Below are 16702 nucleotides of genomic sequence, written 5' to 3'. Positions count from 1 at the left end.
TTCCTGCACTGGCAAACTTGGATGAGCATAAGCCAGAGAAAAGAAAAGTGGCATGAAAAAAGGGGATACCCCCTTACCGGACAGGCAGATGGCAGCAATGCAGACGGACAGAAGACAAAAAAAGAGGGCGGATCACTCCGCCCCCTTTCCCGGTTCCTTGCAGGAAAACCGCCTTATCAGGCGGCGTCGCCCTGTGCGTCTTCAGCGTCTTCAGCAACGATTTCACCTTCAATGAAGGCTTCATCGCCAGCGAGAGTCGCTTCTTCTTCCGGGGTCGCAGCTTCGCCACGTGCCTGACGTTCGGCTTCTTCTTCCGAACGTGCGACATTGACGGTCACCGGCACCACAACTTCGGGGTGCAGAGCCACCTTAACCTCATAAAGCCCAAGGGACTTGATGGGGTGCGCCAGCGAAACCTGCTGACGGTCGATGGTGAAGCCAGCTTCCGTGACAACCTGCGCAACGTCGCGCGTGCTGACGGAACCATACAGGCTCCCGCTATCACCGGCCTGACGGATCAGGACAACGGCCAGACCTTCCATCCGTTCGGACAGACGCTCTGCTTCTTCGCGGCGCTTGATGTTCAGCGCTTCAAGCTGGACGCGTTCACGCTCGAAACGGGCAAGGTTGCCCGCATTGGCGCGAATAGCCTTACCCTGGGGGAGAAGGAAGTTACGGGCGTAACCAGGACGCACCTTAACGACTTCACCCATCTGACCCAGATGCTCAACGCGCTGGAGCAGGATTACTTCTGTAGCAGCCATGATCGGTTCCCCTCAGCTTACAACGTAGGGAAGCAGGGCCAGGAAGCGGGCGCGCTTGATAGCCTGCGCCAGCTCACGCTGCTTCTTGGCGGAAACCGCAGTGATACGGCTCGGCACGATCTTGCCACGTTCGGACAGGAAGCGGCTGAGCAGACGCACGTCCTTGTAGTCGATCGCCGGCGCGTTGGGGCCGGAGAACGGGCAGGACTTGCGACGACGGTAGAACGGACGACGCGCGCCAACAGCGGGGCGGCGGGCGGCGGGGTTGATTTCCATCGATTCAGACATAGCGCTTACTCCGCTCCGTTGTCGGCTGACTCAAGCGGACGATCTTCGCCGCCACGACGGCCACGACCGCTCTCAAAACGGCCACCGGCCGGCTTGGGACCACGGAAGCTGCGCTCGCCACGGTCTTCACCCTTGCGGGACAGAACCGGTGAGGGCGTCTCGTCAATGCTTTCCACGCGCAGCGTCAGCAGGCGCAGCACGTCTTCGTTCAGGGAAAGCTGGCGTTCGATTTCCTTGAGCAGCTCCGAACGCACTTCCAGACCCAGAAGGGTGTAGTGACCCTTGCGGTTCTTCTTGATGCGGTAGGCAAGGCTACGCAGGCCCCAGTATTCGCGCTTGCGGACAGCGCCGCCATCAGCTTCGATCTGCGCGGTGATGCCATCAATGATCACATCAACCTGCTGCTGGGAAATATCATTCCGTGCAATAAACACGGTTTCGTAAAGCGGCATGTTCACTCCCTTCGGATCAAATCAACCCGCCCGAACCAGACCCTTCCGGCTATCGGTGCCCCCTGCCCAGCCTGAAACAGACGGGCAGAAATGCCGCAGGTATAGCCGGGCAATGCCACATGCCCGGCAGGGAAAGGGCAGTGTCAACCACGAAAGGGGGAGAAAAGCAAGGGAAAAACAGGGTCAGACGCGCAAATGAGCCGGAATATCCAGCCCCAGCCTGTCCGGCACGTTCCATTCTTCCTCTACCTGCCGCACGGGCCTGAACCCCGCCTGCAGGTAAAGCTGTCTGGCGCGTGGGTGATCCGCCGTGGAGGTATTCACCCGAACCTGACGGGTATGCCCGCGCCATGCCTCACGCAGGACACCATCAAGAAAAGCACGCCCTACCCCACGGCCAATGGCCTGAGGAAACAGCCCGAAGTAGCAGAGATTGACATCCTCGGGGTTGCGCCGGTCAAGCTCGTAAAAGCCACGTACCACGCTGTATTCGCGCAAAAGGCCAATGGCCGTGCCGCGCTGGGCAAGAATGCGACCCAGCATGTCATCCGATGCAGCCTGACGCATCCACCAGCAGCACGAACGCCCGACCCTGTCCTGCAGAAAGCGGTAATCCGCAATGCTTGGATGCACGCCATGTTCGAGCATCCAGCCCACCGGTAGCAAAAAGCGTGGATAGGCTGGTGCTGCAGTCATGCGCATGAAGGTGATGCCCACCCGCATGCGCGTGACAGGTTCTATCCCGGATGGATCAATTATCATCCAGGAAGGAGCGCAGCTTGCGGCTACGGCTCGGGTGCTTGAGCTTACGCAGGGCCTTGGCTTCAATCTGACGGATACGCTCACGCGTAACGTTAAACTGCTGCCCCACTTCTTCAAGCGTGTGGTCTGTGTTCATGCCGATACCAAATCGCATACGCAGGACACGCTCCTCACGCGGGGTGAGAGAGGCCAGAACCCGCGTGGTGGCTTCGCGCAGGTTGGTCTGGATCGCGGCATCAAGCGGAATAACAGCCGACTTATCCTCGATGAAGTCACCCAGATGGCTGTCTTCCTCATCCCCGATGGGGGTTTCGAGGGAGATCGGCTCTTTAGCAATCTTGAGAACCTTGCGCACTTTTTCCAGCGGCATGCCCAGCTTTTCAGCCAGTTCTTCCGGCGCGGGTTCACGCCCGATTTCATGCAGCATCTGGCGCGAGGTGCGCACCAGCTTGTTGATGGTTTCGATCATATGCACAGGAATACGGATCGTGCGCGCCTGATCCGCGATGGAGCGGGTGATAGCCTGCCTGATCCACCATGTCGCATAGGTCGAGAACTTGTAACCACGGCGGTATTCGAATTTATCCACCGCCTTCATCAAGCCGATATTGCCTTCCTGAATAAGGTCAAGGAACTGCAGGCCACGGTTGGTGTATTTTTTAGCGATCGAAATCACCAGCCGCAGATTGGCCTCGATCATTTCTTTTTTGGCGCGGGCAGAATCACGCTCGCCACGGGCAACAGTGGCATAAACGCGGCGGAACTCACCAATCGGCAGGCCGGTTTCCTGCGCCAGTGCGGCAACCTGATTACGCAGGTCGTTAACCGTATCGGTGTGCTTGAGCACGAAGTTCTTCCATGAACGACCCGGCAGAGCCGACACGGCTTCCATCCAGCCCGGATCAAGCTCGCGACCGCGATACTTCAGCAAGAAGTCATCACGCGAGACACGGCAGCTTTCCGCCAGGCGCAGCATACGCCCTTCAAGCATGTTCAGTTTCTGGAACATTTCCTTGAGCTGGGCCACCAGATCTTCGATCCGGTTGTTGTGCAGGTGAACCTGTTCAACCTTACTCACCAGCCGGTCACGCAGTTGCGCGTAGTCCTGCTCGAAACCGCCGCTGACTTCCTCGCCCGAAGTCAGCGCTTCGATACGGGTGACCTGCAGCTTGCGCAGTTGTTCGTACAGCGGCCCGATTTCTTCGAAATGCGCCAGAATTTCGGGGCGCAGTTTTTCTTCCAGCGCAGAAAGCGACAGGCCGCTGCCCTCGCCTTCCATATCGCCTTCGGCTTCCTGCTCCTCGGCTTCTTCGCCCTCGTTCTCGGTTTCAGCGAACTCGCCTTCAGTCCCCTCGCCTTCTTCCGGCGGGTTACCACCGTTCTGCATGGCTTCGAGGTCAACGATATCGCGCAGCAGCATTTCGCTGGTAAGAATTCTTTCGTGCCACGAGATAATGGCGCGGAAGGTCAGCGGGCTTTCGCACAGCCCGCCAATCATCTCGTCGCGCCCGGCCTCGATCCGCTTGGCGATGGCGATTTCGCCTTCGCGCGAGAGCAGTTCAACCGTGCCCATCTCGCGCAGGTACATGCGCACCGGATCGTCTGTCCGGCCAACGCTTTCAGCGTTTACATTCCCTGTGGGGCTTTCGCCGTCCGCTTCGGCCTCAGCTTCTTCTTCCTCGGCCTCCTCGTCGGTTTCGGCTTCCTTTGCCCCTTCGGTCTCGTCCGTATCTTCGCTTTCGACGACCTGAATGCCCATCTCGGACAGCAGGGCCATGATGTCCTCGATCTGTTCGGACGACATCTTGTCCTGCGGCAGAACGGCATTGAGTTCATCAAACGTGATGCACCCGCGCTCGCGCCCCTTGGCAATCAGCTTCTTGACTGATGAGGACTGCGTATCCAGCAGGCTGGTATCGCCATCCTGCTCCTGCGCCGCGTTTGTCGATGCCGTTTTTGTCGCCATACCAGACCTGCTCCTCCGCGCCCGCATCCCGCCTGAATGCAGAACCACCAGTTTACCACGTACCACTCACGTTCCAGCGCGGGCAGGAGGTGGGTTATCCTGCGCCACAAGTCAAGGGGAACACGCCCTAGAACATTTCCTGTCCGTGTTAAAATTCTGAATCGTCAAGGCTGCCACGCCGTAGGCGCTCACGTGCCTCAAGCCGGGCCTGAAGCCGCTGCCACTGATCGGCATCGCCGTTTTTTTCGGTAAAACTGGCAATATCGCGTTCGACTTCAGCCTCGAACTGCGCCCTATCCAGCAATCCGTAAAAATGCCACCACTGTGTCCTTGCCGACACAAGCTGCGCCGGATCAACCACATCATCCTGTTGGGCGGCATACCCATCTTCTTCACGCATGACAGCGCGAATGGTTTCGTGCAATCCGTTCTGTTCAACCCATCTGCGCAGGTTACCTGCACTGACAGGCTGCAAACCTTCAGCTGAAAAATCCAGCAAAGCGCCACGTACCGCGGCAAAATCCGCCGCCAGATCAAGCCTGCACAGCGCCTCTTCCATATCCGGTACAAGAGCAGGATAGCGCAGCAGCAACACCAGCAAAAGCCGTTGGCGCTGGCGCGTGGTGTCCATGAGCACAAAAGCGGCCGCAGCGTCAGACTCATCACGCCAGCCCTTGCCCCCTGAAAAGGACGCACTCCCCCCTTTGCCGCGCCCGCTGCTTCTGAACCGCTCAAAAAAGCGATCCAGCAACGTGCGGCGATATTCCGAGGCCAGAGTCTTGTCCTCAATCAGCGCCGCACTTTCAGTCAGCTTGTGCCGCAGGGCCGCGCGCTCTTCGGGGCCGGGCTGCACCATTCCCCCCGCCAGCAGATCGAACAGCACATCGGACAGACCACGAGCGCCCTCAAACAACCCCGCCACTGTCTGCACACCCCGGCTTCGCACCAGACTGTCCGGGTCTTCCCCTTCGGGTAGCAGGCAAAAACGCAGCGTATGATCAGCCTTGAGCAAAGGCAGCGCGGTCTGTGCCGCCTTGACCGCAGCACGCCGCCCGGCGGCATCGCCATCGAAACACAGGATGGGTGCCCGATCGACCTGCCACAACACTTCAAGCTGCTCGGGTGTCAGCGCCGTGCCCAGCGGGGCCACCGCTCCGGTAAAACCGGCCTGATGCAGGGCAATGACATCCATATACCCTTCCACCACCACCAGATCGGGCGCGGATACGCCCTTGGGCCGTGGGGCGCGCACAGCCGCCCGTGCGCGATCCAGCCCGAACAGCAGCCGCCGCTTGGAAAACAGCGCCGTTTCCGGCCCGTTCAGATATTTCGGCTGGCCATCGCCCAGAATACGCCCGCCGAACGACACCAGCCGCCCTTTGCGGTCACGGATGGGAAAGGTAACGCGCCCCCAGAACAGCTCACCTTTGGGGCGGCCTTCTTCATCAAGGCGCATCAATCCGGCTTCTGCCATCTGGGCGGGGGTTATGCCCTCGCGCTCAAGGGCTGTCGCCAGTGCGCCGCGCCCCTCGCCAGCCCAGCCCAACCCGAACGAGGCGATGGTTTCGCGCGTAAGCCCCCGGCCTAGCAGATAATCCAGCCCGGCCCGGCCTTCTGGCTGATAGAGGGCCTGCGCCCACAGCGCCTGCGTGGCGTTCAGTACATCTTCAAGCGAGCGTGCATGCACCACGGCCTCGCGGCTTTCGCGCGTCTGGGCTGGCACTTCCAGTCCGGCGGCCGAGGCCAGTTCTTCCACCGCTTCAGGGAAACTACGCCCCTCGCTTTGCATGACAAACGAGATCACATCGCCATGCACCCCACAGCCAAAGCAGTGGAAGTGATCGTCATACACATAAAAGGAGGGGGTTTTTTCGCCGTGGAAAGGGCAGCACCCTTTCCAGTTCCGCCCTGAGCGGGTGAGTTTAACCCGCCGCCCGATAACGGAGGTTATGGGTGTGCGGGCGCGTAGTTCGTCCAGAAAACCGGCGTCAATCGCCATAAAACACCGCTCCCTGCCCGCCTATCACCTAAAAAACCCGCACCCCGACCTGTTGTTAAGACTAGCCCAGCAGCGCCTTGACCGCCGCACTGGCGCGCGCCATGTCCAGAGCCGCGCCAAAGCGGCCTTTGAGCACGGCCATGACCTTGCCCATTTCCTTGATGGAGGTTGCGCCACTTTCGGCAACAGCAGCCTGCACGGCAGCGGCCAGAGCGGCATCATCCATTTCCGGCGGCAGATAACCACGGATTACAGCGATTTCCGCTTCTTCCTTCTCGGCCAGCTCCGGGCGGGCGGCATCGCGGTACATGGTGGCGGATTCCACACGTGACTTGATCATGCCACGCAGGGCGGACAGGCCTTCCTCATCGCTCAGCCCTTCTGCACCCTTGGCGCGACCGGCAATTTCGACATCCTTCAGCTTGGCCGTGATCATGCGGATTGTTGTCACCCGAGCACTTTCACCCGCCTTCATGGCGGTTTTCAGGTCGGACATCAGTTGATCTCGAAGGGACATCGGTTTGCTCCTGCATGACTTCCCGCACGGCGACCCGTGCGCTTGATCCGGCGCACCTTATCACCCCAGCCGCATGAATTCACCCGCCCGGATGATGGAAAAGTGACACAGTTGGGAAAAAACTTCCCACCCTCCTTTTCCCACACCCGAAACGGGTGGGAATTTTCTTCCCATCCCCCCGGACAGGATGCTAGAGAGCACACACACCAGATGCCCTAAAAGCGTCACAGGCGGGAGACAGAGCCAGGCCATGTCCATGTCGATCGACTCCATCATTGCCCGCCTCGGCGGGCCAGAGGCCACCGCCAGCCTGACCGGCGTGGGCACGGAAGCCATTCGCAAATGGCGGCAGGCCCAAGCCATACCGGCCCGGCACTGGCCGGTTATCGCTCAGGCGGCGGAACTGTCGCTTGAAGACCTCCGCCCCGCCTCCACCGTGACAGACAGACACTCCCCCGCAACGGGAAGCAGCAAGACAGGAACCTCCATGCCCGACGCCCGCCCGGACGGCGCCACCGCCGCTCTTGTTCTCGCCGATGGAAGCGTATTCTGGGGTAAAGGCTTTGGCGCCTTTACGCCTGCGCAGAGCGTGGCCGAAAGTGCCGGCCAGTCCATGGGCGAAATCTGCTTTTCCACCAGCATGACGGGCTATCAGGAAACCCTGACCGACCCTTCTTTTGCCGGGCAGATCATTACCTTTACCTTCCCGCATATCGGCAATGTCGGCACCAACGCGGAAGATGACGAAGCCGCCCGCGTGTTCGCACGTGGCCTTGTGGTGAAGGAAGACGTAACCGCCCCCGCCAACTGGCGTGCGACCGAAGGGCTGGACGCATGGCTGAAAGAGCGTGGCGTCACCGGCATTGCCGGGGTGGATACCCGCGCCCTCACCCTGCGTATCCGTGATGGCGGGCCGCAGACGGCTATCCTGCTTTTCCCGCATGATGGCCGGATCGACCTTGACGCCGCCGCCGCGACTGCCCGTGCATGGCCGGGGCTGGAAGGCATGGATCTGGCGCAGGAAGTCACCTGCACGGCCCCCTTTGAATGGACGCATGGCGTATGGGAATGGCCGCACGCCACCCGCCCTGTGCCTGAAAAGCGCCGTCGCGTTGTTGCGGTGGATTTCGGGGCCAAGCGCAACATCCTGCGCTGCCTCGTGGCCGCAGGCTGCGATGTAACGGTCGTACCCGCCACCACCACGGGCGAAGAAATTCTGGCTCTCAAGCCCGAAGGCGTGTTCCTCTCCAATGGCCCGGGCGACCCGGCGGCAACCGCCCGCTACGCCGTACCGGCCATCCGCACCGTGCTTGAGGCCGGTGTGCCGCTGTTTGGCATCTGCCTTGGCCACCAGCTTCTGGCTCTGACATTGGGTGCGAAAACCTACAAGATGGAGCAGGGCCACCGGGGTGCGAACCAGCCGGTGAAGGATCTGGCCAGCGGCCGGGTGGAAATCACCAGCCAGAACCACGGTTTTGCCGTGGATGCCAAAACCCTGCCCGAAGACGCGCATGTAACGCATGTCAGCCTGTTCGATGGCTCGAACGAAGGCATTGCCTCAGACCGTTACGCAGCGTTTTCCGTGCAGTACCACCCTGAGGCCAGCCCCGGCCCCTCCGACAGCTTCTATCTCTTCGAGCGCTTTACCGCCCTGATCGACCGCACCGCCGGCGCCCGCAACTGAACTGACAGGATCGACGCATCATGCCCAAACGGACAGACATCCGCTCCATCCTCATCATCGGCGCAGGCCCTATTGTTATCGGGCAGGCGTGCGAGTTTGACTACTCCGGCGCACAGGCCTGCAAGGCGCTGCGCGAAGAAGGCTACCGGGTCATTCTCGTCAACTCCAACCCGGCCACCATCATGACCGATCCGGGGCTGGCCGATGCGACCTATGTCGAGCCGATCACCCCCGAAGTGGTTGAGCGCATCATCCTCAAGGAACGCCCCGATGCGGTTCTGCCCACAATGGGTGGCCAGACAGCGCTCAACACCGCCATGGCGCTGCATGCCTCGGGCTTTCTTGAAAAACACGGCGTTGAGCTGATCGGCGCCAAGGCCGATGTGATCGACCGCGCCGAAGACCGGCAGAAGTTCCGCGAAGCCATGGATGCCATCGGCATTGAAAGCCCGCGCAGCCTCATTGCCCACACGATGGCCGAAGCACACGAAGCCCTGCGCGAAATCGGCTTTCCCGCCATTATCCGCCCTTCCTTCACCATGGGTGGCTCAGGCGGCGGCATTGCCTATAACCGCGAGGAATTCGACCAGATCGTTGCCTCCGGCCTTGACGCCTCCCCCACCACCGAAGTGCTGGTGGAAGAGTCGGTGCTGGGCTGGAAAGAGTATGAGATGGAAGTCGTGCGCGACACGGCTGACAACTGCATCATCATCTGTTCCATCGAAAACATCGACCCCATGGGGGTTCATACGGGTGATTCCGTGACTGTCGCGCCAGCCCTGACGCTGACCGACAAGGAATACCAGCGCATGCGTGATGCCTCCATCGCCTGTCTGCGGGCGATCGGGGTTGAAACCGGCGGCTCCAACGTACAGTTCGGTGTTAATCCGAAAGACGGCCGCATGGTCGTCATCGAGATGAACCCGCGCGTTTCCCGCTCATCTGCGCTGGCATCCAAGGCAACGGGCTTCCCTATCGCCAAAGTCGCGGCCAAGCTGGCCGTGGGTTACACGCTGGACGAACTCAAGAACGACATCACGCGCACGACCCCGGCCTCTTTCGAGCCGACCATCGACTATGTGGTGGTCAAGATCCCGCGCTTTACGTTCGAGAAGTTCCCCGGTGCACCGGCCCTGCTGTCCACCTCCATGAAATCGGTGGGCGAAGCCATGGCCATTGGCCGCTCCTTCGCCGAGGCGCTGCAAAAAGGCCTGCGCTCCATGGAAACCGGGCTGAACGGCCTCGACCCCGTGGAAGTGCCGGGCGATGGCGGGGTGGATGCGTTCCGCGCCGCTCTCTCACAGCAGCGCCCCGAGCGTATTCTCATGGCGGCACAGGCTCTGCGTGCAGGACTGTCGGTTGAGGATATTCACGAAGCCTGCAAGTTCGAGCCGTGGTTCCTGCGCCAGCTTGAAGTCCTTGTAGCCGCCGAACGCGCCGTGGAAAACCACGGTCTGCCCAAGGATGCACAGGGCCTGCGCCAGCTCAAGGCTCTTGGTTTTTCAGACGTGCAGCTTGCCCGCCTGTCCGGCACGCAGGCCGCCGAAGTGGCCCGCCTGCGCGTAGAGGCCGGCGTGGTTCCCGCCTACCGCCGGATCGACACCTGCGCGGGCGAGTTCGCCTCCGCAACGCCGTATATGTATTCGAGCTACGAAGGGGTTTTTGCCCCCCCCACCTGTGAATCCGCCCCCACCGACCGCGAAAAGATTGTCATTCTGGGTGGTGGCCCCAACCGGATTGGTCAGGGGATCGAGTTCGATTACTGCTGTGTGCATGCCGCCTACGCCCTGCGTGAGGCCGGTTATGAAACCATCATGGTCAACTGCAACCCCGAGACGGTCTCCACCGATTACGATACATCGGACAGGCTGTATTTCGAACCGCTGACGGCTGAGGATGTCATCTCCCTCATCCGCTGCGAGCAGACGCGCGGCACGGTCAAGGGCTGCATTGTCCAGTATGGTGGGCAGACGCCACTCAAGCTCTCCCGCGCACTGGAAGCCGCAGGCATTCCGCTGCTGGGCACCCCGGCTGACGCCATCGACCGGGCTGAAGACCGCGAACGCTTTCAGGCCATGTTGCACAAGCTTGGCCTGCGCCAGCCCGAAAACGGCATTGCCCGCAGCCCGGAAGAAGCCGAAGCCGTAGCCGAACGCGTAGGCTACCCGGTTGTGGTGCGCCCTTCCTACGTGCTGGGTGGCCGGGCGATGGAAATCGTGTACGACCGGGCCTCGCTCCAGCGCTACATGCGTGATGTGCTGCGCCATGCCGGGCATGAAATTTCCTCCGGCCCGATCCTGCTCGACCGCTACCTGAACGAAGCGATCGAAGCCGATGTGGACTGCATTGCCGATGGCACCAGCGTTTATGTGGCCGGTGTTATGGAGCACATCGAGGAAGCGGGTATTCACTCCGGTGATAGCGCCTGCGCCCTGCCGCCCTACACGCTCTCGCCCGCCATCGTGACCGAGCTTAAGGCCCAGACCGAAGCCATGGCACGCGAGCTTGGCATTGTAGGCCTGATGAACGTCCAGTACGCGATCAAGGATCAGGAAGTGTTCGTGCTGGAGGTGAACCCTCGCGCCTCGCGCACGGTGCCGTTCGTTGCCAAGGCCACCGGGGTGCCGGTTGCCAAGATCGGCGCCCGTGTCATGGCCGGTGACAAGCTTTCCGCCTTCAATCTGGATGACCGCGCCGTGGTGCCACATGTGGCCGTCAAGGAAGCGGTGTTCCCCTTCAACCGCTTTGCTGAAGTGGACACCATCCTCGGGCCGGAAATGCGCTCGACGGGTGAAGTCATGGGGCTGGATACATCGTTCGAGCGCGCCTTTGCCAAGTCGCAGCTTGGCGCGGGTGTGAAGCTACCCGAAAGCGGCACGGTGTTCTTGTCCGTGCGGGCCAGCGACAAGCCGCATCTGCCTGCTCTGGGCCGCCTGCTGGCTTCCATGGGCTTCAAAATTCTGGCGACGCGTGGCACGGCCAGCCGCCTGCGCGAGTCCGGTATTGAAGTGGAACTGGTCAACAAGGTGCTTGAAGGCCGCCCCCACTGTGTGGATGCCATTCGCTCGGGCGATGTGCAGATGGTCATCAACACGGCACAGGGCGCACAGTCGGTTGCGGACAGCTTTGACATCCGCCGCTCGGCCCTTGTGCTGGGCATTCCGCACTACACGACCATGGCTGGTGCGCGCGCCGCGATCCACGCCATTGCGGCAATGCGCGAGGGACCGCTTGATGTTGCGCCGCTTCAGTCATACTTTAGCGGATCGTTCTAAACACTTTACCGTGCGACGGGGGGCATTGCTCTCCGGCGCACGGTAAAGCGCGTATGCAACCTGCGTGTCGGCCCCAGAGGCCGACAGTTTTATTCCGGGGACTTGTCTTGCAGAAAACTCCGATGACAGGCAATGGCCTTCTGCTTCTCGAAGATGAGCTGCGTAAGCTCAAATCCGAGGAGCGTCCTGCGGTCATCCGCGCGATCGCGGAAGCCCGTAGCCACGGCGACCTGTCAGAAAATGCCGAATACCATGCCGCGCGCGAACGCCAGTCGTTCATTGAAGGCCGTATTCTGGAACTGGAAGAACTGGTCTCCACCGCCGAGGTGATCGAACCCAGCAGCCTTTCAGGCAGTCAGGTCAAGTTCGGCGCGACCGTCTGCCTTGTCGATGAAGACACCGACAAGGAAATCACCTACCAGATCGTGGGCCTGCATGAGGCCGACATCAAGCAGAGCAAGATTTCCATTTCCTCGCCGCTGGCCAAATCGCTGATTGGCAAGCAGGAGGGCGATACCGTGTCCGTGCCCGCCCCCGGTGGCGACCGTACCTATGAAATCCTGTCCGTAAAATTCATCTGACATGATCTCCTTTCAGGATATCACCGCCGCGGCCGACAGGATCCGCGGCAAGGTGATCCGCACCCCCACCATCGCCTCGCACTCTCTCTCCCGCGCAAGCGGAGCCGAGATTACCCTCAAGCTTGAAAACCTTCAGGCTGTGGGGTCGTTCAAGGAACGCGGGGCAGCCAACAAGCTGGCCCTGCTCAGCCCTGAAGAACGTGCGCGCGGCGTTATTGCGGTTTCGGCGGGTAACCATGCCCAAGGGGTGGCACGCCACGCCAGCCTGCTCGGGATTGATGCGGTCATTGTCATGCCCCGCTTCACGCCCGGCGCCAAGGTGGTGCGCACCCGCGACTGGGGTGCCCGCGTCATCCTTGAAGGGGATAATTTTTCCGAAGCGCTGGCCTTTGCACAGGACCTGCAGGCCCGCGAAGGCCGCACCTTCATCCACCCCTATGACGACCCCGCCATCATGGCCGGTCAGGGTACCTGTGCGCTGGAACTGCTGGAAGATGCAGGCGAGCTGGATGCACTTGTGGTGCCTATTGGCGGCGGTGGCCTGCTTTCGGGCTGCGCCGTGGCGGCCCGCGCCATGCGCCCCGACCTGCGCCTGATTGGCGTACAGGTGGAAAAATACGACTCCCTGTGTGCCTTCCCCGGTCAGGCGACCCTGCCCACCGGCGGGGCCACCATTGCCGAGGGCATTGCCGTACTCCAGATCGGGCAGCAGACGGATGAAGTCATCCGCAAGCTGGTGGATCAGGTGCTGGTAGTACCCGAATGTGCGCTCGAAACCGCCATTACCCTGCTGGCTGAAGGGGCAAAGCAGGTCAGTGAAGGTGCTGGGGCCGCAGGCCTTGCCGCCGTGCTGACCTACCCCGATCTGTTCGCGGGCAAAAAAGTGGCGCTGCCTATCTCGGGCGGGAATATCGACAGCCGTATTCTGGCCAATACGCTGCTGCGCGCCATGCTGCGTGATGGCCGTATCCTGCGGCTGGTCATGGAAATTCCCGACCGCCCCGGTGTGCTGGCCGATATTTCACGCACAATCGGCACCGCAGGTGGCAATATCATCGAGGTTTCGCATCAGCGGCTTTTTGCAGCACCGTCCGTGCAGGCGGCACAGCTTGAAGTCATGATCGAAGCGCGTGATCCTGATCATGCTGAACGCATCACACAGGAACTGGAAAAGAGTTACATCGTCCGCCGCGCTTGAACCTGCCTTTGTTTGCACACGTTCTCATGGCACTCTAACGCGGATACAGACACCCAAACCCATAACCGGCAAAAACAAAAAAAAGAGGCCCGTTCATGACTTCCTCCGCCATACAGCCAAAACGTCCTGTCATGCTTGTCATTCTCGACGGCTTCGGCTGGCGCGAGGAAACGGACAATAATGCTGTGCATCAGGCCAGCACCCCCAGTTTCGATGCCTTGTGGCGCGAAAACCCACACAGCTTCCTGCGCACCAGTGGTGAGGATGTCGGCCTGCCAGAAGGGCAGATGGGCAATTCCGAAGTCGGGCATCTGAATATTGGCGCAGGCCGCATTGTCATGCAGGAGCTGCCACGCATTTTCTCCGCCATTGAGGATGGTAGTCTGGCGGCCTCCCCCATCATGGCGGATTTTATCGCACGGCTGAAGGCCAGCGGCGGCACCTGCCACCTGATGGGCCTTGTCTCTCCCGGTGGCGTGCATTCGCATCAGGACCATGCCGCCGCACTGGCGCGCATTGTGGCCGCAGCCGGTGTGCCGGTGGCTTTCCACCTGTTCACCGATGGGCGCGACACCGCTCCGCGCTCTGCCCGTGACTACGTGCGCCAGCTTCTCGAAAGCCTGCCCGCCTCCGTGCAGCTTGCAACACTGTCCGGGCGTTACTACGCCATGGATCGTGACAAGCGCTGGGACCGTGTTGAAAAAGCCTATAACGCGATTGTCTGCGCTACAGGCGAAACCGGCACCTCTCCCGATGAGGTTGTTGCCGCCGCCTACGCCGCTGATGTTTCAGATGAATTCATCCTGCCCACCGTTCTGCCCGGCTATACAGGTATGAAGGATGGTGATGGCATTCTGTCGTTCAACTTCCGTGCCGACCGTATCCGCCAGTTGATGGACGCTCTGCTGGAGCCGGGTTTTGACGGTTTTGCCCGCGCCCGTATCATCCGGTTTGATGCCGTGGCCTCCATGACGCAGTACAGCGAAACCCTGGCCGCCCGCATGACGGTGCTGTTCCCGCCCGAAACGCTTGAAAACCTGCTGGGCGAGGTTGTCTCCCGCGCAGGACTGCGCCAGCTCCGCATGGCGGAAACCGAAAAATACCCCCATGTCACCTATTTCATGAACGGTGGCCGCGAAACGCTGTTCGAGGGGGAAGACCGCATTCTGGTGCCCTCCCCCAAGGTGGCCACATATGATCTCCAGCCGGAAATGTCAGCCGCCGAACTGACAGACAAGGCCGTACACGCCATTGAAAGCGGCACGTATGACCTGATCGTGCTGAACTACGCCAACCCCGATATGGTAGGCCATACCGGCATCCTGTCTGCTGCGGTCAAGGCGGTGGAAGCGGTGGATACGGGCGTGGGCCGTATCGCACAGGCCATTACCCGCGCCGGGGGCGCTCTGCTGATTACGGCTGATCATGGTAACTGCGAAACCATGATCGACCCCGAAACCGGCGGCCCGCACACGGCCCATACGCTCAACCTCGTACCGCTGGTGGCCCTTGGCACTGGCGGCACCAGCCTGCGCGATGGCGGGCGGCTGGCCGATCTGGCCCCGACCCTGCTGGCAATCATGGGCCTGCCCAAGCCCGCCGACATGACGGGTTCTTCCCTGCTTCCGGCCTGAATGCGCACGCGCCGGTTTTTTTCTTTCCGCCCTACGGCTCTGTCGTCCTTACTCAGGCGGCATGAGCCAACAGGCATCCGGCTTCCAGAATCCCGCCCCGGCCTTTCTTTCTTACAACTCCGGGGGGCATTCTGTAGCGGTCTGATCGCACTCGCCGCCTGCATGCCCGTTACAGCCTACGCGGCTCCAGCCGATACCGCTCACAAACCACACCATACTGGTGCGCATCGCGCACGCCATGCACCGGCCAGCACAGCATCGGGCAGTCGCTCGGTCGTGCAGGCGCGCCATGCCCTTGAAAATGCCCGCGCCCGCCATGAGGCTGCACAGGCCGCCACGGAACGGCAGGCCGCAGCCGTTGCCGCATCCCGCGCGCGACAGGATGCCGCCATAGCCGCTGCCGCAACGGCCCGCACGCAGGCCCACACCCTGTCCGCAGCAACACTCAGCGCCACCGCCCAGCTACAGGATACGGAACAGCAGATAGCCGACCTGTCAGACCGTATGGATGCAACCCATCAGGAACAGCAGGCCCTTTCGGCCAGCCTGCTGGGCCATGAGCAGGCTCTGGCCCCTATTCTGCCGCTCGCAGTCCGGCTTTCGGCTTACCCCTCCGATACCCTGCTGGCCGCCCCCCTGCCCCAGAACGATGCCGTAACCGGCTTTCTGGTGCTGCGTGGCCTGTCCCGCCAGTTACAGGACGAAGCACGCGACCTGCGGGAAAAACAGGCCCGGCTGGCCGTGCTTGACCATGACCTCAGCACCCAGAAAACCCGGCTGGAAGCACTTGAACAGCAGCAGGCCAGCGAGCGCGCAACCGTACGCAGGCAGGCGGATCAGGCCCGCAAAGCCCAGAAGCGGGCCGATAGCGCAGCCCGTGTCGCCACGCAGGCGCTACAGGCCGCCATGCAGCGTGCCTCCAGCCTGCAAGATGCCGTAGCCCGGCTGGAAGCACTCCAGACCGACGCCGAAAGCCGCCTGCACCACGCCCTGACCACCATACCCGCCCCCCCACGCGCGACACACACACTCACCGCCCCCACCACTTCGCCATCCGCCAACACACAGTCGGCCGATACGCAAGACAGCACACAGGACAGCACGGCCGAAGGCCCCGGCCTGAACGCGCAGGCCGGAGCGGCCTCCGGGCTGAAACCCGTCGCGGGCACCCTGATCAGCGCATGGGGGACTACAACCGAATCCGGCCCCGCCACAGGCATGACCTACCGCACACCGCCCGGCGCAAGTGTACGGGCACCCTGTTCTGGAGGGGTGGATTTCGCCGGGGTATTCCGTACATACGGGCGGATGGTCATCCTCAACTGCGGGCGTCATTACCGCTTTATTCTGGCGGGGCTTTCAGAGCTTTCCGTTGATACCGGGCAGGATTTGACAAAGGGCGCACCCATAGGACACATGGGAAATGCTGGCGGTTCAGCCAGACTGTTCATACAGCTCCGGCACGGGCAGCAGAGCGTCAACCCGGCCCCCTTCCTGTAAGGCGTAAAGCCATGAAGGCATGGGCAGTTTCCCTGCGTTGCGGAACAGGCTAGGCTCACCCGCAACGCGACCCGCCATACGC

Annotated in this window: 13 protein-coding genes; 6 read left to right on the top strand and 7 right to left on the bottom strand. The window is 61.5% G+C overall.

Annotated elements, in window-relative coordinates:
• Positions 1-176: 176 nt before the first annotated feature.
• The 7 genes from rplI to J2D75_RS02030 all read right to left on the bottom strand — a co-directional run bounded on the left by rplI (position 177) and on the right by J2D75_RS02030 (position 6748).
• Positions 177-764: a 50S ribosomal protein L9 gene (gene rplI, locus J2D75_RS02060; protein ID WP_207852232.1), complete on the bottom strand. Its 588-nt coding sequence runs from the start codon at positions 762-764 to the stop codon at positions 177-179.
• Positions 765-776: 12 nt separating this feature from the next.
• Positions 777-1052 (bottom strand): 30S ribosomal protein S18, encoded by a 276-nt coding sequence (rpsR, locus tag J2D75_RS02055; protein WP_141374334.1) that lies wholly within the window; start codon positions 1050-1052, stop codon positions 777-779.
• A gap of 5 nt (positions 1053-1057) precedes the next feature.
• Positions 1058-1504 carry a 30S ribosomal protein S6 gene (gene rpsF, locus J2D75_RS02050; protein WP_207852230.1) on the bottom strand — a complete coding sequence of 149 codons (447 nt, stop codon included), beginning with the start codon at positions 1502-1504 and terminating at the stop codon, positions 1058-1060.
• Between the two features lie 183 nt (positions 1505-1687).
• Complete coding sequence (locus J2D75_RS02045; protein WP_207852228.1) at positions 1688-2266, bottom strand: GNAT family protein; 579 nt, start codon at positions 2264-2266, stop codon at positions 1688-1690.
• On the bottom strand, positions 2256-4232 hold the full coding sequence (gene rpoD / locus J2D75_RS02040; RefSeq protein ID WP_207852226.1) for an RNA polymerase sigma factor RpoD: 1977 nt from the start codon (positions 4230-4232) through the stop codon (positions 2256-2258). The genes J2D75_RS02045 and rpoD overlap by 11 nt, the downstream gene beginning before the upstream one ends.
• A gap of 148 nt (positions 4233-4380) precedes the next feature.
• Positions 4381-6231, bottom strand: coding sequence for a DNA primase (gene dnaG, locus J2D75_RS02035; protein WP_207852224.1), 1851 nt, complete (start codon positions 6229-6231; stop codon positions 4381-4383).
• Positions 6232-6292: 61 nt separating this feature from the next.
• Positions 6293-6748, bottom strand: coding sequence for a GatB/YqeY domain-containing protein (locus J2D75_RS02030; protein WP_207852222.1), 456 nt, complete (start codon positions 6746-6748; stop codon positions 6293-6295).
• Between the two features lie 250 nt (positions 6749-6998).
• On the opposite strand from J2D75_RS02030, the gene carA reads away from it, so the two are divergent.
• The 6 genes from carA to J2D75_RS02000 all read left to right on the top strand — a co-directional run bounded on the left by carA (position 6999) and on the right by J2D75_RS02000 (position 16620).
• Entirely contained in the window at positions 6999-8432 is a 1434-nt protein-coding gene (gene carA, locus J2D75_RS02025; protein WP_207852220.1) for a glutamine-hydrolyzing carbamoyl-phosphate synthase small subunit, read from the top strand.
• A gap of 20 nt (positions 8433-8452) precedes the next feature.
• Positions 8453-11707 carry a carbamoyl-phosphate synthase large subunit gene (gene carB / locus J2D75_RS02020; protein ID WP_207852217.1) on the top strand — a complete coding sequence of 1085 codons (3255 nt, stop codon included), beginning with the start codon at positions 8453-8455 and terminating at the stop codon, positions 11705-11707.
• 107 nt (positions 11708-11814) lie between these two features.
• On the top strand, positions 11815-12288 hold the full coding sequence (gene greA / locus J2D75_RS02015; RefSeq protein ID WP_207852216.1) for a transcription elongation factor GreA: 474 nt from the start codon (positions 11815-11817) through the stop codon (positions 12286-12288).
• Position 12289: 1 nt separating this feature from the next.
• Positions 12290-13486 carry a threonine ammonia-lyase gene (locus tag J2D75_RS02010; RefSeq protein ID WP_207852214.1) on the top strand — a complete coding sequence of 399 codons (1197 nt, stop codon included), beginning with the start codon at positions 12290-12292 and terminating at the stop codon, positions 13484-13486.
• A gap of 95 nt (positions 13487-13581) precedes the next feature.
• Positions 13582-15120 carry a 2,3-bisphosphoglycerate-independent phosphoglycerate mutase gene (gpmI, locus tag J2D75_RS02005; RefSeq protein WP_207852212.1) on the top strand — a complete coding sequence of 513 codons (1539 nt, stop codon included), beginning with the start codon at positions 13582-13584 and terminating at the stop codon, positions 15118-15120.
• A 162-nt stretch (positions 15121-15282) separates the two neighbouring features.
• Positions 15283-16620, top strand: a complete 1338-nt coding sequence (locus J2D75_RS02000) for a murein hydrolase activator EnvC family protein (RefSeq protein ID WP_243428388.1) — start codon at positions 15283-15285, stop codon at positions 16618-16620.
• Positions 16621-16702 lie beyond the last annotated feature (82 nt).

It is taken from the genome of Acetobacter suratthaniensis (assembly GCF_017377745.1).
In the GTDB taxonomy this organism is placed as follows: Bacteria; Pseudomonadota; Alphaproteobacteria; order Acetobacterales; family Acetobacteraceae; genus Acetobacter; species Acetobacter suratthaniensis.
The sequence above is the reverse complement of the archived record's forward strand: the minus strand, read 5'-3'. Positions and strand labels throughout refer to the sequence as shown.